At 61.0% G+C, this 23,239-nt stretch carries 26 protein-coding genes and 1 pseudogene; 12 read left to right on the forward strand and 15 right to left on the reverse strand.

Annotated features, from left to right (window positions below; all coding sequences use genetic code 11):
• Positions 1-67: 67 nt before the first annotated feature.
• A pseudogene (locus tag AC0L14_RS22620) lies at positions 68-280 on the reverse strand (IS1 family transposase); the annotation flags it as partial.
• A gap of 49 nt (positions 281-329) precedes the next feature.
• Entirely contained in the window at positions 330-512 is a 183-nt protein-coding gene (locus AC0L14_RS22625) for a hypothetical protein (RefSeq protein ID WP_473487484.1), read from the reverse strand.
• Positions 513-753: 241 nt separating this feature from the next.
• Between AC0L14_RS22625 and AC0L14_RS22630 the strand changes: the two genes are divergently transcribed.
• The gene (locus AC0L14_RS22630) at positions 754-900 is read left to right on the forward strand and encodes a hypothetical protein (protein WP_473750810.1); all 147 of its coding nucleotides are present in this window, start codon (positions 754-756) and stop codon (positions 898-900) included.
• A 235-nt stretch (positions 901-1,135) separates the two neighbouring features.
• On the opposite strand, the gene AC0L14_RS22635 is transcribed toward AC0L14_RS22630, so the two are convergent.
• Positions 1,136-1,405: a hypothetical protein gene (locus AC0L14_RS22635; protein ID WP_473750811.1), complete on the reverse strand. Its 270-nt coding sequence runs from the start codon at positions 1,403-1,405 to the stop codon at positions 1,136-1,138.
• 273 nt (positions 1,406-1,678) lie between these two features.
• Between AC0L14_RS22635 and AC0L14_RS22640 the strand changes: the two genes are divergently transcribed.
• Entirely contained in the window at positions 1,679-1,888 is a 210-nt protein-coding gene (locus AC0L14_RS22640; RefSeq protein WP_473750812.1) for a hypothetical protein, read from the forward strand.
• Between the two features lie 272 nt (positions 1,889-2,160).
• A complete protein-coding gene (locus AC0L14_RS22645; RefSeq protein WP_473750813.1) occupies positions 2,161-2,310 on the forward strand; it encodes a hypothetical protein in 150 nt (49 codons plus the stop codon).
• 329 nt (positions 2,311-2,639) lie between these two features.
• Here the strand turns inward: AC0L14_RS22645 and AC0L14_RS22650 are convergent, their stop codons facing one another.
• The 4 genes from AC0L14_RS22650 to AC0L14_RS22665 all read right to left on the reverse strand — a co-directional run bounded on the left by AC0L14_RS22650 (position 2,640) and on the right by AC0L14_RS22665 (position 8,610).
• The gene (locus tag AC0L14_RS22650; RefSeq protein WP_473750814.1) at positions 2,640-4,568 is read right to left on the reverse strand and encodes an adenylate/guanylate cyclase domain-containing protein; all 1,929 of its coding nucleotides are present in this window, start codon (positions 4,566-4,568) and stop codon (positions 2,640-2,642) included.
• A gap of 581 nt (positions 4,569-5,149) precedes the next feature.
• Positions 5,150-6,922 carry an adenylate/guanylate cyclase domain-containing protein gene (locus tag AC0L14_RS22655; RefSeq protein ID WP_473750815.1) on the reverse strand — a complete coding sequence of 591 codons (1,773 nt, stop codon included), beginning with the start codon at positions 6,920-6,922 and terminating at the stop codon, positions 5,150-5,152.
• 609 nt (positions 6,923-7,531) lie between these two features.
• Positions 7,532-7,804 (reverse strand): hypothetical protein, encoded by a 273-nt coding sequence (locus AC0L14_RS22660; RefSeq protein ID WP_473750816.1) that lies wholly within the window; start codon positions 7,802-7,804, stop codon positions 7,532-7,534.
• A 35-nt stretch (positions 7,805-7,839) separates the two neighbouring features.
• A complete protein-coding gene (locus tag AC0L14_RS22665) occupies positions 7,840-8,610 on the reverse strand; it encodes a recombinase family protein (RefSeq protein ID WP_473750817.1) in 771 nt (256 codons plus the stop codon).
• A gap of 414 nt (positions 8,611-9,024) precedes the next feature.
• Between AC0L14_RS22665 and AC0L14_RS22670 the strand changes: the two genes are divergently transcribed.
• Positions 9,025-9,510: a DUF992 domain-containing protein gene (locus tag AC0L14_RS22670; protein ID WP_473750818.1), complete on the forward strand. Its 486-nt coding sequence runs from the start codon at positions 9,025-9,027 to the stop codon at positions 9,508-9,510.
• Between the two features lie 32 nt (positions 9,511-9,542).
• Entirely contained in the window at positions 9,543-9,815 is a 273-nt protein-coding gene (locus AC0L14_RS22675; protein WP_473750819.1) for a hypothetical protein, read from the forward strand.
• A 312-nt stretch (positions 9,816-10,127) separates the two neighbouring features.
• On the opposite strand, the gene AC0L14_RS22680 is transcribed toward AC0L14_RS22675, so the two are convergent.
• The 7 genes from AC0L14_RS22680 to AC0L14_RS22710 all read right to left on the reverse strand — a co-directional run bounded on the left by AC0L14_RS22680 (position 10,128) and on the right by AC0L14_RS22710 (position 14,955).
• Complete coding sequence (locus AC0L14_RS22680; RefSeq protein ID WP_473750820.1) at positions 10,128-10,553, reverse strand: terminase small subunit; 426 nt, start codon at positions 10,551-10,553, stop codon at positions 10,128-10,130.
• A gap of 166 nt (positions 10,554-10,719) precedes the next feature.
• Positions 10,720-11,007, reverse strand: a complete 288-nt coding sequence (locus tag AC0L14_RS22685; protein ID WP_473750821.1) for a hypothetical protein — start codon at positions 11,005-11,007, stop codon at positions 10,720-10,722.
• 77 nt (positions 11,008-11,084) lie between these two features.
• Entirely contained in the window at positions 11,085-11,549 is a 465-nt protein-coding gene (locus tag AC0L14_RS22690) for a hypothetical protein (protein WP_473750822.1), read from the reverse strand.
• A 59-nt stretch (positions 11,550-11,608) separates the two neighbouring features.
• A complete protein-coding gene (locus tag AC0L14_RS22695; RefSeq protein WP_473750823.1) occupies positions 11,609-12,502 on the reverse strand; it encodes a hypothetical protein in 894 nt (297 codons plus the stop codon).
• A 52-nt stretch (positions 12,503-12,554) separates the two neighbouring features.
• Positions 12,555-12,872 carry a hypothetical protein gene (locus AC0L14_RS22700; RefSeq protein WP_473750824.1) on the reverse strand — a complete coding sequence of 106 codons (318 nt, stop codon included), beginning with the start codon at positions 12,870-12,872 and terminating at the stop codon, positions 12,555-12,557.
• 74 nt (positions 12,873-12,946) lie between these two features.
• Complete coding sequence (locus AC0L14_RS22705) at positions 12,947-13,621, reverse strand: hypothetical protein (protein WP_473750825.1); 675 nt, start codon at positions 13,619-13,621, stop codon at positions 12,947-12,949.
• A 2-nt stretch (positions 13,622-13,623) separates the two neighbouring features.
• The gene (locus tag AC0L14_RS22710) at positions 13,624-14,955 is read right to left on the reverse strand and encodes a tyrosine-type recombinase/integrase (protein WP_473750826.1); all 1,332 of its coding nucleotides are present in this window, start codon (positions 14,953-14,955) and stop codon (positions 13,624-13,626) included.
• A 663-nt stretch (positions 14,956-15,618) separates the two neighbouring features.
• On the opposite strand from AC0L14_RS22710, the gene AC0L14_RS22715 reads away from it, so the two are divergent.
• From AC0L14_RS22715 to AC0L14_RS22745, 7 genes are all read left to right on the forward strand, one after another.
• Positions 15,619-16,881, forward strand: coding sequence for an ABC transporter substrate-binding protein (locus AC0L14_RS22715; RefSeq protein WP_123151349.1), 1,263 nt, complete (start codon positions 15,619-15,621; stop codon positions 16,879-16,881).
• Positions 16,882-16,950: 69 nt separating this feature from the next.
• The gene (locus AC0L14_RS22720; protein WP_473487359.1) at positions 16,951-18,018 is read left to right on the forward strand and encodes a carbohydrate ABC transporter permease; all 1,068 of its coding nucleotides are present in this window, start codon (positions 16,951-16,953) and stop codon (positions 18,016-18,018) included.
• 1 nt (position 18,019) lies between these two features.
• Positions 18,020-18,895, forward strand: a complete 876-nt coding sequence (locus tag AC0L14_RS22725) for a carbohydrate ABC transporter permease (protein ID WP_123151345.1) — start codon at positions 18,020-18,022, stop codon at positions 18,893-18,895.
• A gap of 4 nt (positions 18,896-18,899) precedes the next feature.
• Positions 18,900-19,049 carry a hypothetical protein gene (locus AC0L14_RS22730; protein ID WP_473487360.1) on the forward strand — a complete coding sequence of 50 codons (150 nt, stop codon included), beginning with the start codon at positions 18,900-18,902 and terminating at the stop codon, positions 19,047-19,049.
• Positions 19,042-20,112, forward strand: a complete 1,071-nt coding sequence (locus AC0L14_RS22735; protein WP_123151343.1) for an ABC transporter ATP-binding protein — start codon at positions 19,042-19,044, stop codon at positions 20,110-20,112. The genes AC0L14_RS22730 and AC0L14_RS22735 overlap by 8 nt, the downstream gene beginning before the upstream one ends.
• 121 nt (positions 20,113-20,233) lie before the next feature.
• Positions 20,234-20,491, forward strand: coding sequence for a PepSY domain-containing protein (locus AC0L14_RS22740; RefSeq protein WP_123151342.1), 258 nt, complete (start codon positions 20,234-20,236; stop codon positions 20,489-20,491).
• 231 nt (positions 20,492-20,722) lie between these two features.
• On the forward strand, positions 20,723-21,199 hold the full coding sequence (locus AC0L14_RS22745) for a hypothetical protein (RefSeq protein ID WP_473750827.1): 477 nt from the start codon (positions 20,723-20,725) through the stop codon (positions 21,197-21,199).
• Between the two features lie 112 nt (positions 21,200-21,311).
• On the opposite strand, the gene AC0L14_RS22750 is transcribed toward AC0L14_RS22745, so the two are convergent.
• Positions 21,312-23,192, reverse strand: a complete 1,881-nt coding sequence (locus tag AC0L14_RS22750) for a L,D-transpeptidase family protein (RefSeq protein WP_473549555.1) — start codon at positions 23,190-23,192, stop codon at positions 21,312-21,314.
• Between the last annotated feature and the right edge of the window lie 47 nt (positions 23,193-23,239).

Raw genomic sequence — 23,239 nt, forward strand, 5'->3', positions numbered from 1 at the left:
AACGCGACCGAGTGGCGTGCCGTTCCTATCAACACTGACGCTCACCGACGTGGGGGAAAAGACAATATCAGATTTTTTGCTTGTTGTATGGCCCGCGAGCGGCCGGTTTTTCGGCCTCCTTGGGCTCGATCAGCGCCACGATATCGCCAATCTCCCAAAGCTTGCCGGTGACGCCAGCGGCCATCGCGGGGGTCATGCGAAGCGAAGCATGAATGCGGACAAAATTGTAGTACATGAAGTGGAGGCCAACCGCGTTGGCGTGCGCCTCGACCTTCTTTGAATCCCCCGCACATCGTGCCGATGTTGCGGAGGCGCGCATGAGCGCTGCCCTACTGCCAGTCAGTGAGCGCGTTGGCTTCAGCCAACCTGGCCAGCGCTTGCTCGACTTTCTGCGCCGAGGCGTCCGTGCGCTTGATGTGCCGCATCATTTGCTGCCTTAGCAGCACGAGCCTTGCGGCGCGATAAACGTCCCCGTATCTCGCAGTTTCAAGGTGGAGGGTCGCGAGCCTCATGGGCGACGATTCCGATTATCTAGCAGTAGAATTCGCGGAGCCGCCTTTCGTTCCGACGTCGGACCTACGCTGTCGCAAATGGGCACGCGCCATGACCAGGGGCGGGAGGGCAACAATCTCAGGCGCCGCGCAAGCGGATACCGCTGGGGCCAACACCTGCGCAATTCGTGTAGAAAAGAGTTCGCGACCCCGGAAAAAAGCGCCGCGTTTCGTGCGGCCGCGGCCTGAATTGAGACGGCCCTTGCCTGCTTCGCCGAGGCCGGAAGCGGTGTTCCTCGCAGAGCACCAGACCGCGCATGACGCGCCACGATCGCCGTCTGTCGACATGGTGGCCGCCGTGCTCGATCGCGAGTTGTGGCGCTGCTGGCCGGGAGGGCGCGCGGAATGAGGTCGAGCGTTGTCCGTCTCCCTGCCAAAACTGCGCCTGAAACAGGCGAGCGCGTTCGGCCGCTCTACATCCCACGGGCCGAGGCCATCACGGTTCAAAGGGCGGTGGATCTGTTCAAGCACGACTACAGGCCCGGATCACTGCTTCATGACTCAAAGGCCGGCGAAACGCCGGCCTTTTTCGTCCAATGCCATCCACGGCCCGATTGGCGCCCGGCCCTCGCGTCGGATTCTGATCACTTCGGCTCGCGAGCCTTTACATTCGCATGGTCGTTAGCTGCTTCCGTGTCCGTGGCCGGGGTCTGTGTATCATGACCGGTGAACGGGCTGCCCTGCCCGGGCGCAAGATCGCCGTTGTGGCCAGCCTTGTTGGTCTGGAAGGGTTGGCTATCCGGACTGAGACCATGCTGAAGGGCATCGAACAGATGGTCGTCTGCCTTGGCAACGCCAGCAAAGGCGAGGAGCGATGCGCATGTGACAGCAAGGATAAGTGCGTTCGTTTTCATCTCTGGACTCCTTTGAGTGGCCAGAACGAGCCGCAGCCATTCTGGCGGCTTCAACGAAGGGATGTCTCGAAATATCCCTTTTGCCTCACCCGCCGTCCATGAGGAGATAACGTTCCTCCCGCCCGATTTATTCCGGCTGAAAAAGCGTCCGATTTTGGGATCCCCGGCTGCGGCAAGAATGCGGGATGGGGCTTTGCCAGGCCGAGGCAGCCATCCCACTGATTCTGTTTCGAGCACCGCGTCGAAGGCGAGCGATATCTATGAGGAAGCCTGATGATCAGACCGCCAAGGCAACAGGACGAGTATCTCGACCGTGAGATTGATTGCCAGGAGGCTATGGAGCCCGGCTTTCAGGCGATCGTCGATTGCATGCTCGAGGCCGGCTGGACACGCGGGGAAATCGTGCGCTCGCTACGCCGGCTGATCGCCGTCGAAAGGAAAATGCCAAGGTCGAGGCGCAGCTCGCGATCGCCCGTGCCATGATGAGAACCGGCTGGCCTATCTAGGTTCGTGATGATCGGCCGCAGGGAAGCCTTAAAGCTTCGGCCGTAGATCACGGCGCAAGAGACGCGCTTCTATCAGGATCGCTGCTCATGGGCCTGATAAGTCACACCGGATCAATTCGGTTCCATCAGCGCACGGCTATATCAAACGCGCTCATAGCTTCCTATTTTGCTCGGCGCCATTTTTGCTGTTTTGATGGCCTAATCTGATTGCGAAGATTGGCGTGGCCCCGAGTCATGGAGGCAAGTTTCATGAGCGATGCAACTCCACAGACCGTCTATTTTTATAATCGTCATCCATCTCATGCGAAATCGGAGCGGATCGTTCCGCCATTATCCCCGACCGAGTTCCGTGCCATCCACAAGCGCCTCGGCCTAACGCAGGCCGAGCGTGCGGGGTGATGGGGCCTGGCCCCACATTCGACCCCCTACCCCCGCCACCGGCGAACCCCGGCGGGGCGGTGCCGCCGACCGGCCGTCCCGGCGGCGGCGATCTCACACGCTGGCGTTCTAAGGTCAAAACTCTACCAGCTGGCCGCCACCAGCGGCCGAAATGGATGGGGAGTTGCCGTTCGGCTCAATTGCCAGAACGAGTACGTTGCGCCATTTGCCGCCATTTATAGTTTGGCCAGTGAACTGTCGCTTTCGATGCACAGCGGTCGTTCCTGGCAACGCGCGCCGTTCGCGCGCTGGCGAGCAGCGGCCCTCGCCTTTCTTTGCACAGGGGTGTTCTATGGCTGCCCGAGAGGCTTCGCCTTCCCCGCCTCGCATTCCGGCAGTCGCACAGATTTGGCGAGTTTCGCCAGCGCCTCGGGCTTGGCGCACGCCGGGAAGCCGGCGAGCGGCATTGTCTCAATAAACCGGCTGCGCTCTTTAGTGCTCAAGCCGACTTCATTAATCATGCTCTCGACGGTCAGGTCCGGGTACTGCTTGAGAGTTTCCCTAACCGAAGCATTCGCCTCATCCATTCGACCCAGAGCCGCAAGGGAGCTGCTAAGCACCACCCACTTCCACTTGTCGTAGTTGTTAGGCGTCATGCGCTCCAGCATCTTCAACGCGTCTTCATACCGGCCGGCCATAAAATAGGCAGGGGCGAAGAAGTTGGACGTCCACATCGGGTAGTTCGGGTCGAGCCGGATTACTTGGTCGACCATCTGAGCGCCGCGTTCGGGTTCACCGAAGCGTGCCGCAAAGCCGGTATAGAATGTCAGGATTTCGGACGAACCGGGAGCAAGACGAAGGGCCGTGTCCAGCTCAGCCTTGGCGCGGGCGTTGTCGCCCTTCTGGCTGAGGCTCATACCAAACACGGCGTGTGCCTCAGCGTCACTTGGATCGAGCCGCACCGCGCGTTCGGCCACATCGGCAGCCGCCTTGATCTCGCTCTCGGGATTGATACCGAAGCCAGCCAATATACCATGAGCATGATAAAGTTCGACCCAGGCGCGGGCCAGCCCGGGGTCCAGCTCAACGGCGCGGTTGAGAAGCGCGATGGCCTCCTCCTCATCCGCTATGGTGATCTTTTCAATCTTCTCGGTCCCGAGCAGATAATAATCATAGGCATTCAGGTTTTCAGGCCGTTTACGTTTGGCTGCAGCCCGCCCGGCCGCCTGAATTAACCCTACGCCGCCGCCCAGACGGTTGGTGACTTGCTCTGCAATCTCAGTCTGGACTGCGAACACGTCCTCAGCGGGCCGATCCCAACGATCCGACCAAAGATGGTTGCCGGTTTTTGCATCGATCAGCTGCGCGGTGATCCGCACCCGCCCATTTTGCCGCTGGATAGAGCCTTCCAGTACGAAGCCGACATCGAGCGCACTTGCGACCTGGCGGGCATCCACCGGCTTGCCTTTGTAAACTTCCGTCGAATTCCGCGCCACGACCTCAAGCTCGGGAAACCGCGCGAGGTCGGTGATGATATCCTCAGTCAAGCCATCGGCCAAACGCCCGGTGGCCTCGTCGCCGCCATAATTATTGAAGGGCAGCACCGCGACCGACGGCTTGGCCCCCAGTGGAGCAGGCCGAAAGAACCACCAAGTCCCTCCACCCGCCAAAGCCAGCACCGCGATGGCCGCCGCAGCCGTCCTGGTCCAGCGCGGCATCGCCTTGCGTAAGGTCCAGCGCACCCGCTTGCCATCGAGTCTCAGCCGATACATCCGCACCGGGCGGCTGATGTTCTTGACCTGCTGCTCGCCGGCGAAATCGAGGGGCCAATCAAGCTTGCCCTGCAGATGGTCAAAGGCCGTGCCCGATACGATCACGCCGCCCGGCTCAGCGAGTTGCTGCAACCGCGCGGCGACATTGACGCCGTCGCCATAGACATCGCCATCCACCAGCGCCACGTCGCCCAGATTGACCCCGATGCGGAACACGATGCGCTCAGGCTCTGGCAGACCTTCATTGCGTGCGGCCGCCGCGCTTTGGATTTCCGCTGCGCAGGCGACTGCGTCGACCACGCTGTCGAAGGCGACAAGCGCGCCATCGCCCATCAGCTTGACGATCCGGCCATGGTGCCGGGCGATGGTCGGATCGGTCAGTTCGGCACGGATGGTTCTGAGTCGCGCGATGGTGCCGGCCTCGTCGGCCTCCATAGCCTTCGAATAGCCGACCATGTCTGCCGCCAAGATCGCCAGCAGCTTCCGATTGAGAGGGGGAACCGCCATATGCGCCTCTTTATGGCACAACCCTACACCCATGGAAGCGCCGGAGCCAGAACGCGCCGTTGGCCGCGCGGTGAATGACCGCTCGTCAGCCGTTCCTGACTTTTGACCGGGTGGCGGATGAACGTCTTCAACGGGTCAGATCGCGTCATGCAACGCTCGCAACTGAATGACCGCAAAAGGGTCGAACTCGGCCGTTTAGAGTAATTTGGGTTTGAGGCGAGAGCGGCCGGCCATGAGTAGGTCCCGAACCTGAACCAGGGTGTCGGTAGCGCGCGCCTGATAGGGGCTCCACATTCACCCCCACCCCCGCCACCGACGAACCCCGGCGGGGCGGGTGCCGCCGACCGGCCGTCCCGGCGGCGGCGATCTCACACGCTGGCGTTCTAAGGTCAAAACTCTATCTGCTGGCTGCCGCCAATGTGCGAGATGGATGGGAAGTTGCCGTTCGACTCAATAGCCAGAACGAGCACGTTGCGCCAACTACGGACATCGCCAAGCCACTACTCGGACGTCGCTTTTTGGGGGCCGAAACCAGACTGGCAGCTCGTGTTTGCCAAAGGCAGGGAAAGCGGACATCAAGCTTAGAGCCTAGCCTTGCGCGGCACACCATTCGGATTGGGAGCCAAATCCGGTCTGTCTTTCGTCTCGACATTGAAGACGCGAACGAGCCCGTCGAGGCCTTTGAGTTGGCGAGTGCCGAGGTCGATGATCGGTATTTTGTCATGCAGATGGCGCGCTACGGAATAATCGATGAGTGTTTGTCGATCCTCAGCGGACGAACACAGCCGCGACGCTAGGTTAACGACATTGCCGATCGCGGTGTAGTCGACGCGGGCTTCGTAACCAATGCGACCCACCGTTGCCCACCCCATCGCAAGCCCCATGCCGAAGCCAATCTGATAGCCACGCTGCCGCCACCCGGATATGAGTCCTTGAATTGCTTCCTGCATGTCGACAGCCATTTTTACGGCATGAAGCGCCGGCTCTTCACATGGAACCGGGGCGTTGACGAGAATCATCAATCCATCCGCCGAAAAACTGGTCAGCGTCACCTCATACCGGGTGATGATCGCGCCGAGCGCCTCGTAGTACTCACGCAAGAGCTGCATGATGTCCTCAGGCGCAGCGTGCGCCGAAAATGCGGTGAAGCCACGCAAATCGCAAAAAACAGCGACCACTTCCGCGCGCTGCCCGGCGAGTATTCTCTCGTCGCCGGCCTTTTCTACGAGCTCCGCCACCTGTGGTGCCAGGAAGCGCTTCAAACGCGTCATTCGCTCAGCGCGGTCTCGCGATATGGCGAGTTCCTGCGCCATTTGGTTGAACCGCGCAGCCAGCCGCTCGAGTTCGTCTCGACTGACAATGTTGATCCGATGATCGAATTGCCCGGCACCGATCTTGAGGGCGCCTTCTTCCAGCAATCGGATGGGTCCGCTCATCCGTCTGGCAAGCCAATAGGCGAGTACCGCCGCAAGGACTGTGGCGGCGAGGAACAACCCGCCGGTCCGCCACAATGAAGCGTATAGGGGTGCAAAAGCCTCTGCCTGCGACTGCTCGACAAATACCGTCCACCCGGCCGCGGCAACGGGCGCGCCGGCGGTCACAACGCGTTCATTCTCGGCGTTGCGGTTTGCAATCGCAGTGCCGCCCGCGGCGGCGATCGCATCCCCCAATCCGCGTAGCGCCAAAGCTGCTTTCTCGTCGGCGCCCTGCATCACTTTGCTGATCGTGGGGTGAGCGATGAGGTGGCCGGTCTGGTCGACGACAAGTCCCATGCCGCTGCGGCCCACGCGGATTTCGGAAACGATGAGCCAGATAGGCTTAAGACTGATTTCGGCGATGATCGTGTTTTCTAGGCCTGTATCGTCGTAGTTCGCCATCGCCATGGTTGCCGACGGTTCGGAACCCTGGCGATAGGCGACCGGGCCATACCAGACCTTCGCCGTCCTGGCGCCCACGACAGCGGGATCGCCCGAGCGATCCGCCCCGCCTTCCGTCCTGTTTGAGCCAATGCGCGAGACGTGCAGCCGTTCCGCGCCGGCGCCGTCGACGAAACTGATGCTGAGAATTCCCGGGACCTGGTGCATCACGCGCAGGACAAGAAGCCGAAGCTGTTTCACGCCGGCATTGGCCGACACGTCCTCCGGGATCGTCGAGCCGAGCGGAATCTTGATGCCGTCAAGATAGATCTCAATTTTGTCGGCCGCCGATGTTGCCTCGGACCGCAGCAGGGCACTGAGGATCGCTCGCTGGTCGACATAGCTGAACCACGTGTTGCTGATGCCACCGGCAGCCATTGGAAAAATGGCCGCCGCGAACAAGACCAGAAAGTATTTCCGGAATAGCGATCGACGCATGGGAGCGGCTTTGGCCCCACAAAAGCGACCGACGAGACGTCGGACAATTCAATAGAGAAAGATACCCGAAGTTCCGTCCAATTGGTATGGGTGGGGGCGTCCACCACTCATACCGTGTCGACTATGGAAAAATCCATCGCGTTTCTCCGTCGGCCACTGGGGCGGCTTGCCGCCGCGATGGTGTTCGCCAACGATCCCCCCGCAGCAAATCGTCATGCCGGTCGACTTGGTGGTCCGGCATGACGACCCGGGTCACCTTGGCACGGAAGGCGGAGCGCCCCACGATTGCTGTGGCGGTCTGTTTTTTGGCGCTACCGCCACTTCCAGCGCGGTCTTCACTAACGTCCGGCTTTAGGCAGTGACACAGCTAACTTTGATGACCGTTATTGGGCGCAAAGCTGTCATTCGCAACGCCGTTGGGGTCGAACTCCGTCTTTCGGAGCGATTTGGGTTTTGGGGGCGAGAGAGGCGGCTATGAGGGTCTTGAACCTGAACGAGGGGCCGGGCGCGCCTTATAGGGGCCCCACAAGCCACCCCTACCCCCGCCCACCGACAAACCCGGCGGGGCGGGGCTCGGGGCGCCTACGATGGCAGATTGCTTGTGCGTTCTCATCGGCGCAGGTCGATAATTCTGAAATCCGCTTCCAAGCCGTCTCCTTCCGCCGAGATAGCGAATGGGCTCACCATTATCTTGGATCGATCATATAGGTCGACAAACAGCCGCTTTGCTGCCTCGAGGTCGGGAGCGGAAAGCTCCTCGTCGTTAACCTCAACCGCCCAGTCGCCATAGGGCGTGCACCAAGTTTGGCCAACCTGTATGCCGCCAAGCGTGGTGTCGACGAAATAGTGGCCGCAATCGTTTATCCAAAGCTGCAGAGCCATTTCCGCGCCCAAAAAACAAAGAAATTGTCGCATGGCTACCAGCGCGAACCAAGTGGTGTCCGCGATGCGGGTTCAGCACCCTCTGCCGCCTCGTCTTGCAACGCAGCAGGGATTGGCTCACGCGGATTGGACTTCAAGCGAACGTCGCGGTTGATGATGTCCGTCACCTGAACCGCAGTCCACGTCCCGCCGCGCGCCGTGGCGATGCCGCGCGCATTGAGTGCCACCGCGATCTGCCTTAGGGATTTGACCCCGCTCGCTTGTATGTCGCGGATGATCGGGAGGACATTGGCTGCGAAGGCGTCGGCCTGCGTCATGCGAGCCTCCCTCGATTTTTGCTGTGCCTCGGCAAGCTTTGGGCCGCCAAGTTTGACACCACGCTCTTTGGCAGCGGCAAGTGCGGCACGCGTGCGTTCAGAGATCATAGCTCTCTCACGCTCGGCCACAGCCGCGAAAAGATGCAGCACGAAGGGGTCGACGTTCGGACCAAGCTCGGCGACGATGAACGGCACACGTCTTGCCATCAAGCCAGCGATGAAGGCAACGTCGCGGCTGAGCCGATCCAACTTGGCGACGACAATTGAACACCCGGCCTTTTTCGCCGCAGCAAGGGCCCTGGCAAGCTGCGGACGACGCGACAGGGCGTCGGCACCCTTGCCGGTTTCAACCTCGACGAACTCGGCGGTGATGTCGAACCCTTCAGCTTCGGCAAAACGGGCGATGGCTCGACGCTGCGCTTCAAGGCCTAGGCCGCTTCTGCTCTGGCCGTTGGTCGACACGCGAAGATAGGAGATGACGGGTTTCATGAGCGATCCTGCACAGTGTAAGGATACTATACGCTAGTTCTAAGTTCTTACAAGAGCCGGAGATGGTCCATTGTCGGCCGCCGGGCCGGATGCATCGCAGGCCGGTCGGCGTTCGTGGAACCGCGCGATGTCTCATGAAGAGAAATCTCACCGGGCGGGCCGCTTCCGCCTCCAGGGCCCGCCTGTGCGGCTTTGCGGCAGGTCTCGGCCTAGGGGCAACCTCAATCAGTTGGCTGCCGCCAATCGCCGAGATGCGTGCTGTGATGACCCGGGCGAGACGAGACGCCGACCCGCCCCAATAGCCGCAGGCCAAACAGGTTCCGGAACAAAGTCCCGGTAATATCCTTTTGTATTATGCTTAGAAGCGCTCACACCTCCGGGGAAGTCTTGAACATCTCACAAGGAGAAACCACAATGCGTAAACGTCTCACGGCCATCACTCTTGTCGCGGTCGCAGCGTCCATTGTGCCCAGCGCGGCGGCTCAGCAGGCCAACACGACGGTCGGCCTGCTCGACTGCGTTGTCGCAGCTGGCACACGCTTCATCATCGGTTCAAAAAAAGCTCTGACATGCACCTTCACGTCGGCCAACCCGAAGGTCGCACCCGAAACATATGTAGGGGTCATCACGAAGTTGGGGCTGGACGTCGGTCCGACGCCGAGGGCAGTGCTGCGGTGGCGGATCCTTGCGCCAACTGGTAACGTCTATGCGCCCGGCGTGCTGGCCGGCGACTACAGCGGCGTCGGCGCCGAAGCAACGGTCGTGGTAGGCGCCGGTGCCAATCTTCTGGTTGGAGGATCCAACAGAACCTATACCTTGCAGCCAGTCAGTGTCCAGGCGCAGACTGGCCTGAACGTTGCAGCCGGCGTGACCAACTTCCAACTTCGCGCCACCAAATAGAGGTATTGCGCCCTCGGCGCGTCCACACCGCCATGCCCGAGCCCATCACCTATGAGGTCGATCGGTTCGGCGACGATCGGCGCGGGCACGACATGTTGACGACCAAGGACGAAGCGAACGCCCGCGCACTGCTCGAAGGGCTCGGCGACAAGGGCCGCCTCGAGTACCTCGGGCCGCCGAAGCCGAACAGCCGCTGTGGTTCAGAAATCGACAGTAAGCAGCGGCCGCAGCAACGTTGCCGACCCGTGGGCGCACGTATGCGCTCGCCCAGCCAGGCGGAACTGCAGCTTCCCGTCAACAGCTAATATTCAACGCTACGTCGATGAAGGTCACCTTTGGGCCAGAAGCGCTGGTCTTTCGAATGTCGGCTTTCCGGAAGCGAAATGGGCTCGTGTAGGTCGCCTTTGGGGTCCAAGAGCGTGCACTCGGTCGCTCAGAGTGATTGGGTTTGGTGCCTAAGGCAAGCTGACCTCGCCCGTCGGGCCGCCTCGGCCGACCGGATGCCGTCCCCGATCCCGAAATCGGCCCGCGCAGGGCCAAGGAAGGCCGCACGGTAGGTCGAACGCTTTGGTCGGCCCTCGACCGGGCGCCACCGAATGCGAGTCTGGGCGGCCCGCCTAGTTGACACGCTTCGGCGCGAACTTTCTGACCCAGTCGTCCATAGATATCGATTTGTCAGTTGTCGGTGTCCGCGAAGGCTTCCTGAGCGTGCCCTCGACCTCTGCGCGGTCAATCACCAAGCCCAAAAGTTTCGCTTTGCCCATGACCGCGCTCACACCAGCCCCCGGCTGGCCGAGCTTCGTGGCCAACTGCAACATGTCGTCAAGCTCGGCGACGAGGCTGTCGACCGTGACTTCCGAGCGCCTTGCGGCTTTGGCCTGCAGCTCGGCGACGCGGGACCGAACCTGAACTTTTCTGAACAGGCGTGCGGCGGCAACCTCGGCCGCATTGCCGCGGGCTGTATAGCCGGCCTCGACATAGGCGCGAGATTGCGGAAGGCCCTCGGCGAGGCCAAGGCAGAAACGCTCCTGACGTGTGTTCAATTTGGCATGTGGCATTGCGGAGTTAGGATACCTCATATGTTGGGCTTGCGCCACAGGACAGGCCGTAGGGTGCACTATCGTCGACATTTCAAAAAAACTGCCTGTCGGCAATGCCGGTGGGAAATGAATTAGAAGCGCTGTCCTCGTCATGCCCATCGCTAGTCGATCATTGGCTGGGGATGTACTTGCACTGTGGAGCGCTGGTGAACCGGTTAATGTTCGCTTCTAGCAGGTCCAAAACGTAGCGGTAGACCTCTGGTCTGCAAGCTGGATCGGCCATTTTCGCGCGGCCACTTATCGTGGCGGCAAGGCAGGTAATGAGGGCATCGATGGCAGGTCCCAGATCGGGACCGATCTTGATACCCGCAACGCCATCAATCTCGACCTCCTGGCCAATGACACACATGATCGCCTGGATAAGATCAGTGCACTTCTCAATCTGTTGCTCATCCATATTCGTACCTCCTTGTTTGGCCGGGTCCGCCGGGCGTCGGTTGCAACCGAAATCGCCGAAGGGGCGTGGAGCCGACTTCAAAGCGGGTCCTCGCCTTTGGTTTGATCGATGCGGACCTGCCCTGCGCCCGGCGCCGACGCTTGGTCTCCGGCAACTACGGCCGGCGCCAGATCAGAGTTGACCCTTGCACGCAACGCGACCAGGTCGCGTGCTTTTTCCAGGGACCACAAGCCTCCGCCCGGTAGGCGCACCACCAGCCCGGTCGCGACCAGTCTGTCGTCGGCTTCGTACTCGGCGGCGACCTCAAAGACCTCGAAACCTAACAGCATCATCTTGGGACGCCAGGCCACCGAGACTAGCCCGTCATCGGGATTGGGGAACGCCGCTGACAAGGCAACCTTGAACTCATCATCGATATTGTCAGTGGGATCACGATCCGAGTGCATCAAACGATCGGTGAAGAAATCGAGCAGCGCCTGAAAAATTGACGCATCACGAGGGTCAACGTCATTTCTCCTCCTTGAGGTGCTGGGTTGTCTCATCGTTACCTCCATATTTGCCCGGAACCGCCGGGCGCCGGCTGCAAGTTGAGATCGCCGGTTCAGCGACGCTGTGTGTTCGGACGCATTCGAGTTTGTGAGTTTGCCGTGGGGTCGGGATCTCCCCTGTTCCGCGGGGATGGTGGAACCGGACTATGGACCGACCGCTTGGTGAGACGGTCATACAGCGCCTGATCTTGGATTGGCGGCAGGATTGGCTTTCGATTGACCCCCCGCTGCTGCGGACCGGCGGTCTGGTCGGTGGGCCCCGATGTCTCCGGCGCCCACCCGTCACGCACTGGAGATGGGCTCGCCGTCTCCGAAGGCGGAGCGAGCGAGCCGCCATTCAAGCGGCTAGGCGAGCCTAGCGACGCCGAGGCTGCGTCATTGATTTTTTGCTCAGGCGGAATTTCAGGCGCTGCGATTGAAGGTTTGCACGAGACGCCGTCGTCACCTGCCTTGCGGAATGGCCGCTCCGACGGCGTCGGCGGCGTCGAGTGGGCTTTAAGGGCTTTATGTTCGCCATCCTGTTGGCGAAGCAAGCCGGTCTCCGATGGCGAACCAAGGTCCGCTTTTGCTTCGCCTTCTGGGTGACGAACCGAGACTTCGTTTGCTTCGGCGGCTGGGTGGCGAACCGAAGCTTTGTTTGCTTCGCCGCCTAAATGGCGAACCAGGGTGATCTCCGCCGGGCCTCGGCCAACCTGTACGCTGCGGATCAACCCGGCTCTTTTCAGAGTTGCGATGTGCCGATCGAGCATGCGCGTCGAAATACCCATCTGGCGGGCCAATGTCGAACGCAACGCAAAACAAACCGGCCGCTCATGTCTGCGTGGCGGGCGAGAGCTCGGTGAGGTTCCGTCGCCTGTATAGGTCGCAATCAGTATCAAGAGAAATCGAGGCATGGGGTCATCCAGCCCAGTGATGTTGCGAGCCCATTTGATGTCATCGAAGCTCATTTGTTTGGACCTGCGCCGGAAAGGCCAAAAATTGGAACCTGCGAACCAACGGTCAGCTGTCCCACGGCATCTTGTCGGTCGAGCCCAAGCAGGCGGCGAGTTCGTCGTCGAGTTCCACTCCGGCGGATTTCTCGGCAGGCTGGGCGCGGGAGCGCTTCATCAGACTCGACGTCGAAGGGACCGGCTGCGACAGATGCTGCGCAACCCATCGGTCGAGCGCTTCTTTCATGTAGAGAACATCGGGACCGATCTTGCGGAAATCAGGGCCGCCGCCAACTACGCGCCACTTGGCCAGCGTGTTCTTGGAACGGACAATATTGTAGGTTTCCCGCCAGTACTGAACTGCCTCACGAGGGGTGAACATTTGCATGACTTCTCTCCCGAGATGTTTCGGGAAAGCTGCATGAATTGCGGTCGAAGCTCACGGCCCAAGAATTTGATCGATCAAGTTCCGTTGGATCGCAAGGCGGCGACCTGCCGTCTCGCCTTGTGTATTTCGGCGACATCAACCGGCGGCTCGACGCCGAGGAATCGTGCCGCAATGGCGATGAAGAGCGCACCAGGGCCCCACCGCATCGGAATTTTGGCGCAACGTTCGCTGAGAGGGCCGCTGTCGTGCCGGCGTTCCAGCTTGCCACCGAGATATGTGGCCTTGAACAACATCGGCAGTCGGTGCCCAATCAGGAAGGTGCGTAGGTCGAGTCGGGAGGAACCGTGCTTTTCTATGAAAGGCTGGACCAGCGTAAGGTTCGGCAGCCGGGTTCCCAGATCCAATAAGGCCAGTTCCTCCTGTTCGCTAGACAGCTTGAAAAGGTCACGGAAATGGCCAGCGCTATCGTCTCCGGTAAGCTCGATAAGCTCCGCACGTATCGCCAGCCAGCGACGCCACCAGTTTCGCCGCGCGGGCTGAGTTAGTTCGCCATAGGACTCCCTCACAGCCTTCCATCTGAGTTCGGTTTCGAGACTTCGGGTGAGTTCAGCCAGCTGTAATTTGTCGAGCGGCGGCAGGGAGTACCAGCGAGCAAGGCACCATGAAATCAGGCGCGCCTTGTAAGCGGCTGGGCGGCGCTTGCGGTCGGCGACTCTGATGACTGTTCGATGTGGCCGGCGAGGTCGCATTCCTACTTCTCGCCAGCCTTGCGAATTGGCAGCAGCTTACCGGGCCTCTGGCCTGAAAGAGCCGCCGCTATACCGCCGACCGAGCGTGTTGCCGCCTTCACGGCGGGTGACTGCTGCATGTGCGCATATATTGTCGTAGACCGCGCGTCCTTGTGACCGAGAATAGCACCGACCATCGGTAGCGCTTGGCCGCTCGACACGGAATGCGAGCCGAGCGTATGCCTCAGCGTGTGGGGCGTCACGCCGGGCAAGCCGGCCTTCTTGACGACTTTCGGCCATATCCGCTTCGTACCTTGGAAATGGCCATCACCGCGCGATGCCGGGAAAACCCACGGCGACAGGCCGTCCGACTGACTGATGTCGGCATAGCGCGGTAGCGACGCCAGCAGCGCTGCAGCCGGCGCGGCTAGCGGTCGGACGGATTTTCCAGTCTTCGTGTCGTCAAGGACGAGGCTGCCAAGATCGGTCCTGACCTCGGACCATTTGAGAGCGGCGATCTCGTCGCGACGGCAGCCGGTCAGCGCCCAAAGGCGCGCGATGTCGAGCGCCTTCGGATTGGCGCCCTCGGCCTCTAACTCCTCCAGCGCTTTGCCGAACCGGCCAACCTCCTCCAGGGTCAGATAGCGCGTCCGCCGACCGTCAACCTTGTTGACCGCGGCCTTCTCGCAGGGATTCTCGGACACGTCATAGGCCGGATGTCGGATCGCGAAGGTGAAGACACTAGACAGATCGCGCACCACCTTTCGACCCTGCCCTTCGCCGCCTTTCACGATGATGCGCTTCCGCGGCCCGACCTTTTCGTCCTTGGCCGTCTTGCCAGAAGCAATGTCCTTCGCCATGCGCTCTATATCGGTCGGCGTGACCTCGGAGACGCGCTTGGACCCGAGAAGCGGCACGACGTGATGCCGCAGCCGGTTCACCATCCATTGCTTGTTTCGCGGCTTCATAGGCTGGCCGATGCGGACACCGCGCAGGATGAAGCCGCCCTCGGCCTCATAGGTATCGATCAAGTCGATGACTTTCTTTTCGCGCCGCTGTTTCGTGCGGTCGCTGGCGGGGTCTTCGCCCTTGGCGACATCGGAGAGGATCGCCTGCGCTGCCTTGCGCCCTTCGTCCGCAGTAAGCACGTTGGTGGCGCCAAGCGTCATGCGCTTAACAGCGATGCCTCTTCCTCCCGGATGTGGCCGGTATTCGACCTGCCAGCGCTTGTCGCCGCTCGGGGCGATCCGCACACAAAAGCCCTTCATCTCACTGTCGAAGACGCGATAGGGCTTCGCCGCCGGCTCCAGACCTTCAACGGTCGTTTTGGTCAGTTTCTTCGATCGCTTTTGCATCGAATTCCCTTGCTGGTCGGTGACGACACGAATTTTCGGATCGTCACCGAAACGAAATTCTCCGTAATCAACGGTAAACACCAGCACCAAACAATGCAAGGAAATCAATCAGATTCACCATTCCGGAAATCGCCAGCAACCTTCGGAAATGCGCAGAACCACCCTTCACACGGGTGGGGTCGCAGGTTCAATCCCTGCATCGCCCACCAATACCCGCTTCCGGTACAAAGCTACCATCCGCTTCGCAGCCGCCTACGCTTCGAACTTCCGCCTCATGGCCAGGTTTGCCATGACCCGGTTCATGCGATTCGCCAGGCAGCTGGGTACACATCACTAAGCGCTGTCTACCCTTGGAATCGCTCGAGCTGCACATTGAACGCGGCCGGGAGAAAGTTGACGGACGATAAAATCGTCCTAGGTGAACTGCTATCTCAGTGGCCCGCGAACTGACGAGGGGAATCGCCGTCGACCTCCTGCTCCGACCAGTTGAAACTGCGCAATTGCAAATGCGTCCGGCTTCCGCGAACATTGCTGGACCCCATCAAGGGCCCGTAGCGGCCGACCCGAAACTGAGCCCTGGCTTCCCAGCCCGCTGTCATGGCGGCCTCGGGGATGACCCTGGATCCAGCCAGCGACCTTAAAGTCAAAAGGGAGGAATAACCGATGAACCTGACAAAACACCTTGCCGGTGTGGTGATCGCGTCGACCTGTCTGTGTGTGCCGGCGCTGGCGCAGACCAAGTTGACCATGTGGTATCACGGCGCCGGCAATGAGGTGGAGTCGCGAATCCTCAACCAGATCATCTCCGACTTCAACACCAGCCAGTCCGACTGGACGGTGACCATCGAGAGCTTCCCCGAGAAGAGCTACAACGATTCCGTTGCGGCGGCGGCCCTGGCGGGCAACCTGCCCGACATCCTGGATGTGGACGGGCCCGTCATGCCCAATTGGGCCTGGGCCGGCTATCTGCAGCCGCTGCCGATCGACGAGAGCGAGTTCGCCGACTTCCTGCCCGGCACCAAAGGCGTGTGGGATGGCAAGCTCTATTCGGTCGGTCTGTGGGAGGCGGCGGTGGCGCTTTTTGCACGCCAATCGACGCTGGATGAATTGGGCTTGCGCACCCCGACCCTCGACAAGCCCTGGTCGAGAGAGGAATTCATGGCCGCGCTCGATGCCGCCAAGGCCTCCGGCAAATATGAATTCGCCCTTGATCTCGGCATGAACGACCAGGCCGAGTGGTACTCCTATGCCTTCTCGCCGTTCCTGCAGAGCTTCGGCGGCGACATTGTCGACCGTTCGACCTACAAGACCGCGGAAGGCGCGCTGAACGGCGAGGCTGCGCAGGCCTTTGGCAAGTGGTGGCAATCATTATTCACCGGAGGCTATGCGCCGGGCACCAGTGAGGACCCGGCCGATCAGCAGACCGGTTTCATCGGCGGCAAGTTCGCCTTCCAGTGGAACGGCAATTGGCGCGCGGTGGCAACGATGGAAGCCGTGGATGACGTTGTCTTCCTTCCAGCCCCCGATTTCGGCGCCGGCAACAAGATCGGCGCGGGATCCTGGCAATTCGGCGTCTCGGCCAAGTCCAAGCATCCGGAAGGCTCTGCCGAGTTCATCAAGTTCGCCGCGCAGGACAAGTACCTGGCCGCCTTCTCCGACGGCATCGGCCTGATCCCGCCGACGCCCTCGGCGGCGCAGATGACGAAGAACTACAAGGATGGCGGCCCGCTCGCGGTGTTCTTCGACCTCTCCAAAGCACAAGCTCTGGTGCGCCCGGTCACCCCGGGCTACGTGGTCCAGGCCAAGGTCTTCACCAAGTCATTGGCCGATATCGCCAATGGTGCCGACGTGGCCGACACGCTTGACGCGGCGGTCGACGAGATCGACGCCGACATCGAAAGCAATGGTGGCTACGGCCACCGCTAGATCTGTCGCGCCGGGGTCCTCGCCAGCCGCGGACTCCACCCTCTTTGGCTTGCTGGGCGGATACGGCAAATGGCGTCGAAACTAACCCTGTCGAACCGGGCGGGCTGGACATTCGCCCTGCCGGGCTTCGCACTCATCTTTACATTCATCGTCCTGCCGTTTTTCTTCGCGATCGGTCTGTCATTGACAAATCAGCGGCTGCTGTCGCCGAACCCCACCCAGTTCGTCGGGTTGGAAAACTATCAGCAGCTCCTGGGCCTTGCGGTGGTGACCCTTGAGCCAGAGCGCAACGATGCTGGCGAAATGATCCGAAACGAGGCCGGCGAAATCCAGTATCCGCGCCTGCGTGCGATCACCCGTAGCGACGACTATCCTCAGTATCGCGGCATGCGCGAGTGGTTTCGCTGGCAGTCCGGCGAGAACGTCATGATCGTCATCGCCAGCGACGTTGTGTTCATGAAGGCGCTGGTAAACACCGTCCTGTTCGTCCTGGTCGTGGCGCCGGTGCAGGGCAGCCTCGCGCTGATGCTTGCTTTGCTGATCAACCACAAGGTCAGGGGCATCAACCTGTTCCGGACCATCTACTTCATGCCGGTGGTGGTCTCCATCGTCGTGGTCTCGCTCCTTTGGCGGTTCATCTATGACGGCCAGAACGGGCTGTTGAACAGCATCCTCCAGGCCCTCACCTTCGGCCTCTTCCCGCCCGTCGACTGGCTCGGCAATCCCTCGACCGCGCTGCCCGCAGTCATGGCCATGTCGATCTGGCAGGCCGTCGGCTTCCATATGGTCATCTGGCTGGCCGGGTTGCAGACGATCAGCCCGACGCTCTACGAGGCCGCCGCCATCGAGGGGGCTTCGATATGGCAGACCTTCCGCTATGTCACCTGGCCGGGCCTGCGCAACACCGCCGTGCTTGTCCTTGTCGTGATCACCATGCAGGGCTTCGCGCTTTTCGCCCAGATCGACGTGATGACCAATGGCGGTCCGCTCGACAGCACCCAGACCCTCGTCTTCCAGGCGGTCGAGCGCGGCTACGGCAAGCAGGACATCTCCGGCGGCTCGACCATCTCGGTCATCCTGTTCGCGATCGTGCTGGCGATCTCACTCACTCAGCGCTGGCTGACACGGGAGCGTTAAGATGGCCTTCAATCCTGACAATTACGGCCTGAGGCTCTTCGTCCGCTATCTGGTGCTGTGCCTGATTGCCTTGATCTTCATCTTTCCGCTCGTGTTCATGATCAACTCGAGCTTCAAGCCCGACAGTCAGCTCCTCGCGGACACCTCCAGCCTGCGTGCTTTCCTGCCCGTCGGGGACATCAGCCTCAACAACTATTTCGGAGCGTTCCGGCGGGCGCCTGTCGGCCTGTTCGTCCTAAACTCGGTTCTGGTCACCGGGGCGACCGTCCTTCTCTCATTGTTGATCTGTTCGCTGGCCGCATTCTCCTTCGCTTTCCTGCGGTGGAAGGGGCGCGACGTGGTGCTCTCGATCGTCATCGCCACGCTGATCATCCCTTTCGAGACCATCGCTATCCCGCTCCTGCTCCTGGTCTCGAAACTGCCCTGGATCGGGCTTGATGGGCTGCACTGGGGCTGGCTCAACACCTACAGGGTACAGATCATCCCCTGGATCGCCGATGGGCTGACGATCTTCCTGTTCGTGCAGTATTTCAAAGGACTGCCGGGCGAGCTAATCGAGGCAAGCCGGGTGGAGGGCGCGAGCTGGTGGCAGGTCTACTGTCGCGTTGTCATGCCGCTTTCAGGGCCGGTTCTGGCGACTGCCGCCATCCTGAAGTTCCTCGTGATGTACAACCAATATCTCTGGCCGCTCATCGTCGTGCAGCAGGAAAACTACCGCCCGGTCATGGTCGGTCTCGGCTACTTCTTTCAACTCAACGTCGCCTGGGGCGAAGTCATGGCCTATCTCACCCTTATCACCGTCCCGGTGCTGATCTTCTATCTCTTCCTGCAGCGCGCCTTCATCGCATCGATCGCCTCGACCGGTGTGAAGGGCTGAATGCATGGTTCTCGCGCTCAAACGCCAGTGGATCTGGGACGACTGGTACGCCCATGACGGCAAGCGCGGGCACGGCTATTTCCTCAAGGCCGACCAATCGATCGGTGATCCCGGATTGCCGCACATGAACCAGGGAGCCATTGCTTATGGCTGAGGTCTCGCTCAAGGCCGTCAAGAAATCCTATGGTCGCGTCGACGTCATCAAAGGCGTCGATATCCACATCAACGATGGCGAGTTCGTCGTCTTTGTCGGACCGTCAGGTTGCGGGAAGTCCACCTTGCTGCGGGTGATCGCCGGACTCGAGGACATAACCGAAGGCATCCTCGAGATCGGAGGCCGGGTGGTCAACGAACTCCCACCCAAGGAACGCGGTGTTGCGATGGTGTTCCAGAACTATGCCATCTTTCCGCACATGACGGTGCGCGAGAATATCGCGTTCGGCCTTACGATCGCGGGCGCTTCCAAGCAGGAAAAGGAGCAGAAGGTGGCCGAGGCCGCACGCATCCTGCAAATGGAACATCTGCTCGACCGCCGCCCAAGTCAACTTTCGGGCGGCCAGCGCCAGCGAGTCGCTATCGGGCGCGCAATCACCCGGAAACCGTCCGTATTCCTGTTTGACGAGCCGCTCTCCAACCTCGATGCCGCGCTGCGCATGGACATGCGTATGGAAATCGGCCGGCTGCGCAGGCAACTTGGCACAACGATGATCTATGTCACCCATGACCAGGTCGAGGCGATGACGCTGGCTGACAGGATCGTCGTCCTCAAGGACGGTCAAGTCATGCAGATAGGAGCGCCGATGGAACTCTATCACGAGCCGGCCAACAGGTTCGTAGCCGGCTTTCTAGGAGCCCCGTCGATGAATTTCCTGAAGGTCGACGTCCTCGACCTCGATGGCGAAGCGGCAACAGTTGGCAATCAATCCCTGGAGCCGATCAGGGTAGCGACCAGAAGGCGCTCCTTCCGGAAAGACGGCAAGGCCATCCTGGGTATCCGTCCGCAGTACCTCCGGGCGGCGCAGCCTGGAGAAGGCATGCTGCATGGCGTCGTGGCACATACCGAGCGGTTGGGCAGCGAGACGGTCGTGGACCTGACACTTCGCGACGATCACGAGCTCATTGCCGCCTTCGATGAAGACAAGATCTTTGAACCGGGTGACGCCCTGGAGCTCACGTTCGACACGGCCTTAGCCCATCTCTTCCCCGACGAGGCGTGAGTTGCAGACGTGAGCAACGACAACGCGATGCGGCGGCGCGATTCGCGAGTGTCCATTCCAGAACCCCGGAACAAACCTGCATGGCCGCGAGTTTCTACTCCTTGAAGAGTGAGGGAAAGCCATGTCCAGACGTGTTTTGGCGACAGGTGTCGTAGTCCTCCTTCTCGGCGGACCGGCCCTTGCCGCAGACGGAACCCAGCTGCCGCCGCAGAATGCCAGGAAACTGTCGGAAATAATCGCCAAGGTCGAGCAGCGCGACGACTTTCGCTACGTCGACGAGGTCGGCTGGGACAGCGGCTCCTACACCGTCACCTATTACACGACCGACAAGGCGAAGGTCGAAATCACCTACGATCCGGTGACAGCCGAGCCGAAATAGATCGCGGCCATCTTCCCCCAGCCGATATGTGCGGCCGGCTTTCTCTTGAAGGACCGGGAACAATTCCGGCAGGTTACAGCGCAGCCTGGGGACGATCCCTCGGAAGCGGGCAGCGGCGTGGCTTCACCAAGAGCGGGGCGACGGTTCCCGCACGCTTTTCGGCATCCCCTTGCGCCGATGCGCCTTTGATGGCTGACTGCGGCGTGATCATTGAGCCGCACGGGGGTGGGCATGGCGACGGCAAAGCATGTGGCGAAACGCGTTCTGATGATGCTCGCCGGCTATTTCGTTGCGGTGCTGGTCGGACTGTTCGCAGTAGTAACGATCTATGGTGCATTGAGTTCGCTGCCTGATGCACCGGCGTATTTCGATCTCATGGGGGTCTCCCCCATCGCGGCGCTGGTCGTGCCGCCGCTCGGCATGTTGATCTATTTCCTGACGATCATGATGACCGGCCTGCAGACGCTGATCTTCGCGCTGATCGCCGAATTGTTTTCGCTGCGCAGTTTTTGGCTGCATATGGTCTTCGGCGCCGCAGCAGCGGCTGCCGGCTTCTTCCTGATCTGGCCGAGCGCGCCGGAGGACCTGAGCCCCGAGCGCTGGGCCGATATCGGCATCATCGCCGCCGCCGGTCTGGTCGCCGGCCTGGCTTACTGGCTGATTGCCGGGCGCGAGGCCGGCTTCCGGCGCCCGCTCTCCCTACGCTAATGTATGTCGCGCAAAAGTGTGCAGCGGTTTTGCGATAACGACATGCATAAAACAAAACAGCAACCTAAAGCGCGTCGCATGAGGCCGGTCAAACGCGACGCGCTTTAGAATCTCAGCTTGCCGGCGAGCGCACCGCTTCCGTGCTGTCGAGTGCCTGCTGCAGCCGCGTGTCGCGGTCATAGACGTCGCTGAAATATTCGACTTTGCCGGACATATCAGGCCAGGCGGTGAAATAGGCGACATAGATCGGGATCGTGCGCGCCACCTTTTCGGTCGAATGTCCGTGCTTCAGCTTCTCCGCAATGTAGTCGACCGAGGTGCCGAGCACGGCCGCCGCCATGCCGCGCGGATCCTGCAGACGAACGCAGCCATGGCTGAGCGCGCGCATGTCACGCTGGAAAAACGACTTTTGCGGCGTATCGTGCATGTAGATTGCGTGCTTGTTGGGGAACAGGATCTTCAGTTCGCCCAGCGCATTGGCCTCGCTCGGCAGCTGGCGCACGCCATAAGGTACTTTCGCGCCATAGGCACCCCAGTTGACCGAGGAGGAGGGAATGCGCTTGCCGCGCGCGTTGACCACTTCGTAGCCGGCGCGGTCGAGATAGCCGGGATCCCTGCGCAGCCGGGGCAGCATCTCGTTGACGAGGATCGATTGCGGCACGCCCCAATAGGGATGGAAGTCGACCTGCTCGACCTGATCGTAAAAGAAGGAAGTCTGGTTGGTGGTCTTGCCGATGACGGCGCGGGTCTTCAGCTTCTCCTCGCCATTTTCGATGTAGCTCGCCGTGAAGGCCGGCTGGTTGATGAAGACGCGCGGACTGCCGAGATCGGATGGCAGCCAACGCAACTCTTCCAGCGCGACCTGCACCTTTTGAATCTTGTCGGCCTTGGACGTCCCGACCAGCGCCGCGACGGTGCGCGGACCGATGACGCTGTCGCCCTTCATGCCAGCCTTCTTCTGCACTGCCTTGATAACCGGCACCAGTTCCGGATCATAGACCTCGCTGGTGGCGAGCCTGGCCAATATCTCGCCATAGGCGCCGCCCATCTCGTCGTCTAGATTGCGCGCGATCTTCGCCAGAAGCTTCGGCAGTTCGGGGCTGGTCTGCCCAGGTTTCAGCAACAGCTTGGGGTCAACGACGATCTCGTCTTCGGCGCTGGCCTGAAGTGATTCCAGTTCGACGCGCAGCGCCTGGTATTCCGCATTCTGCGGATGCCGTGATTCGAGATAGGTGCGCACTTGCTGGGTGCGCACCAGCGTTTTCAGCACGCCTTCGATGTCGAGCGGCTTGGCCGGGAAATCATAGTAGCCGGTGATGCGATTGGGATCGACGCGGCCGCTTTGCGCGTCGTGGACATAGCGCAAGACGCGCGCCGACAGCGCCATCTCGAAGCGGACGAGCTCCTGCAGCCGCGCATCGGCCCCGCCGGTCGATGCGCCGGCGGCGGGCACTTCAACCGAATAGTCGGCCGGCGTCAGGCCATAGCTCGTCGCCTCGCCAAGCACCCGCACCGCATCCTGCGCGCGACCGTTTGGGCCGGTCCCGGTCACCCAGATGAAATCCGGATTGGCCGAGTAATAAGCGATCAACGCCTTGGCAATGTCAGGTTCCGCATAGAGCTCGTAGTCGCCGAGCCCGGCAATCGCTTCGCGAAAGGCGTCGCTGGTGAGCGACGGTACAAAGGCAGCGTCCTGTGGTGCCACCGGCTGTGGTGCTGCCATCAATGTCGCAAAATCGACACGCACCAGCCGGTCGGCCTTATAGGTATAGTAGGACGGGCTGTTGATCCTGCTGCCACCACCAGCGAATTCTCTCGGCCTCGGTCTGTGCCTCGGCGGCGGAGGGAAATCACCGTGGGGCGCGCGCCTGATACCACCGCCGAAAAGCCTCTCGAAAAGCCCTTGCGCGTCCGCCTGCGGCATGCCGAAGGCCAGCATTACCGTGACAACTGCAAGCGGCATCACGGTTGCTTTGTTTCCGAGGAATTTCATGGATCACCCGCTCCGGCTGCAACCGGTTCCCGTTCCGTATCGCTTGA

It is taken from the genome of Mesorhizobium sp. WSM4841 (assembly GCF_055811515.1).

What these genes read in the sequence shown, in the direction of transcription:
- AC0L14_RS22625 (WP_473487484.1), bottom strand. Translation starts at nt 512, where the DNA reads ATGAGGCTCGCGACCCTCCACCTTGAAACTGCGAGATACGGGGACGTT.
- AC0L14_RS22635 (WP_473750811.1), bottom strand. Translation starts at nt 1,405, where the DNA reads ATGAAAACGAACGCACTTATCCTTGCTGTCACATGCGCATCGCTCCTC.
- AC0L14_RS22640 (WP_473750812.1), top strand. Translation starts at nt 1,679, where the DNA reads ATGATCAGACCGCCAAGGCAACAGGACGAGTATCTCGACCGTGAGATT.
- AC0L14_RS22645 (WP_473750813.1), top strand. Translation starts at nt 2,161, where the DNA reads ATGAGCGATGCAACTCCACAGACCGTCTATTTTTATAATCGTCATCCA.
- AC0L14_RS22650 (WP_473750814.1), bottom strand. Translation starts at nt 4,568, where the DNA reads ATGGCGGTTCCCCCTCTCAATCGGAAGCTGCTGGCGATCTTGGCGGCA.
- AC0L14_RS22655 (WP_473750815.1), bottom strand. Translation starts at nt 6,922, where the DNA reads ATGCGTCGATCGCTATTCCGGAAATACTTTCTGGTCTTGTTCGCGGCG.
- AC0L14_RS22660 (WP_473750816.1), bottom strand. Translation starts at nt 7,804, where the DNA reads ATGGCTCTGCAGCTTTGGATAAACGATTGCGGCCACTATTTCGTCGAC.
- AC0L14_RS22665 (WP_473750817.1), bottom strand. Translation starts at nt 8,610, where the DNA reads ATGAAACCCGTCATCTCCTATCTTCGCGTGTCGACCAACGGCCAGAGC.
- AC0L14_RS22670 (WP_473750818.1), top strand. Translation starts at nt 9,025, where the DNA reads ATGCGTAAACGTCTCACGGCCATCACTCTTGTCGCGGTCGCAGCGTCC.
- AC0L14_RS22675 (WP_473750819.1), top strand. Translation starts at nt 9,543, where the DNA reads ATGCCCGAGCCCATCACCTATGAGGTCGATCGGTTCGGCGACGATCGG.
- AC0L14_RS22685 (WP_473750821.1), bottom strand. Translation starts at nt 11,007, where the DNA reads ATGGATGAGCAACAGATTGAGAAGTGCACTGATCTTATCCAGGCGATC.
- AC0L14_RS22690 (WP_473750822.1), bottom strand. Translation starts at nt 11,549, where the DNA reads ATGAGACAACCCAGCACCTCAAGGAGGAGAAATGACGTTGACCCTCGT.
- AC0L14_RS22695 (WP_473750823.1), bottom strand. Translation starts at nt 12,502, where the DNA reads ATGAGCTTCGATGACATCAAATGGGCTCGCAACATCACTGGGCTGGAT.
- AC0L14_RS22700 (WP_473750824.1), bottom strand. Translation starts at nt 12,872, where the DNA reads ATGCAAATGTTCACCCCTCGTGAGGCAGTTCAGTACTGGCGGGAAACC.
- AC0L14_RS22705 (WP_473750825.1), bottom strand. Translation starts at nt 13,621, where the DNA reads ATGCGACCTCGCCGGCCACATCGAACAGTCATCAGAGTCGCCGACCGC.
- AC0L14_RS22710 (WP_473750826.1), bottom strand. Translation starts at nt 14,955, where the DNA reads ATGCAAAAGCGATCGAAGAAACTGACCAAAACGACCGTTGAAGGTCTG.
- AC0L14_RS22715 (WP_123151349.1), top strand. Translation starts at nt 15,619, where the DNA reads ATGAACCTGACAAAACACCTTGCCGGTGTGGTGATCGCGTCGACCTGT.
- AC0L14_RS22720 (WP_473487359.1), top strand. Translation starts at nt 16,951, where the DNA reads ATGGCGTCGAAACTAACCCTGTCGAACCGGGCGGGCTGGACATTCGCC.
- AC0L14_RS22725 (WP_123151345.1), top strand. Translation starts at nt 18,020, where the DNA reads ATGGCCTTCAATCCTGACAATTACGGCCTGAGGCTCTTCGTCCGCTAT.
- AC0L14_RS22730 (WP_473487360.1), top strand. Translation starts at nt 18,900, where the DNA reads ATGGTTCTCGCGCTCAAACGCCAGTGGATCTGGGACGACTGGTACGCC.
- AC0L14_RS22735 (WP_123151343.1), top strand. Translation starts at nt 19,042, where the DNA reads ATGGCTGAGGTCTCGCTCAAGGCCGTCAAGAAATCCTATGGTCGCGTC.
- AC0L14_RS22740 (WP_123151342.1), top strand. Translation starts at nt 20,234, where the DNA reads ATGTCCAGACGTGTTTTGGCGACAGGTGTCGTAGTCCTCCTTCTCGGC.
- AC0L14_RS22745 (WP_473750827.1), top strand. Translation starts at nt 20,723, where the DNA reads ATGGCGACGGCAAAGCATGTGGCGAAACGCGTTCTGATGATGCTCGCC.
- AC0L14_RS22750 (WP_473549555.1), bottom strand. Translation starts at nt 23,192, where the DNA reads ATGAAATTCCTCGGAAACAAAGCAACCGTGATGCCGCTTGCAGTTGTC.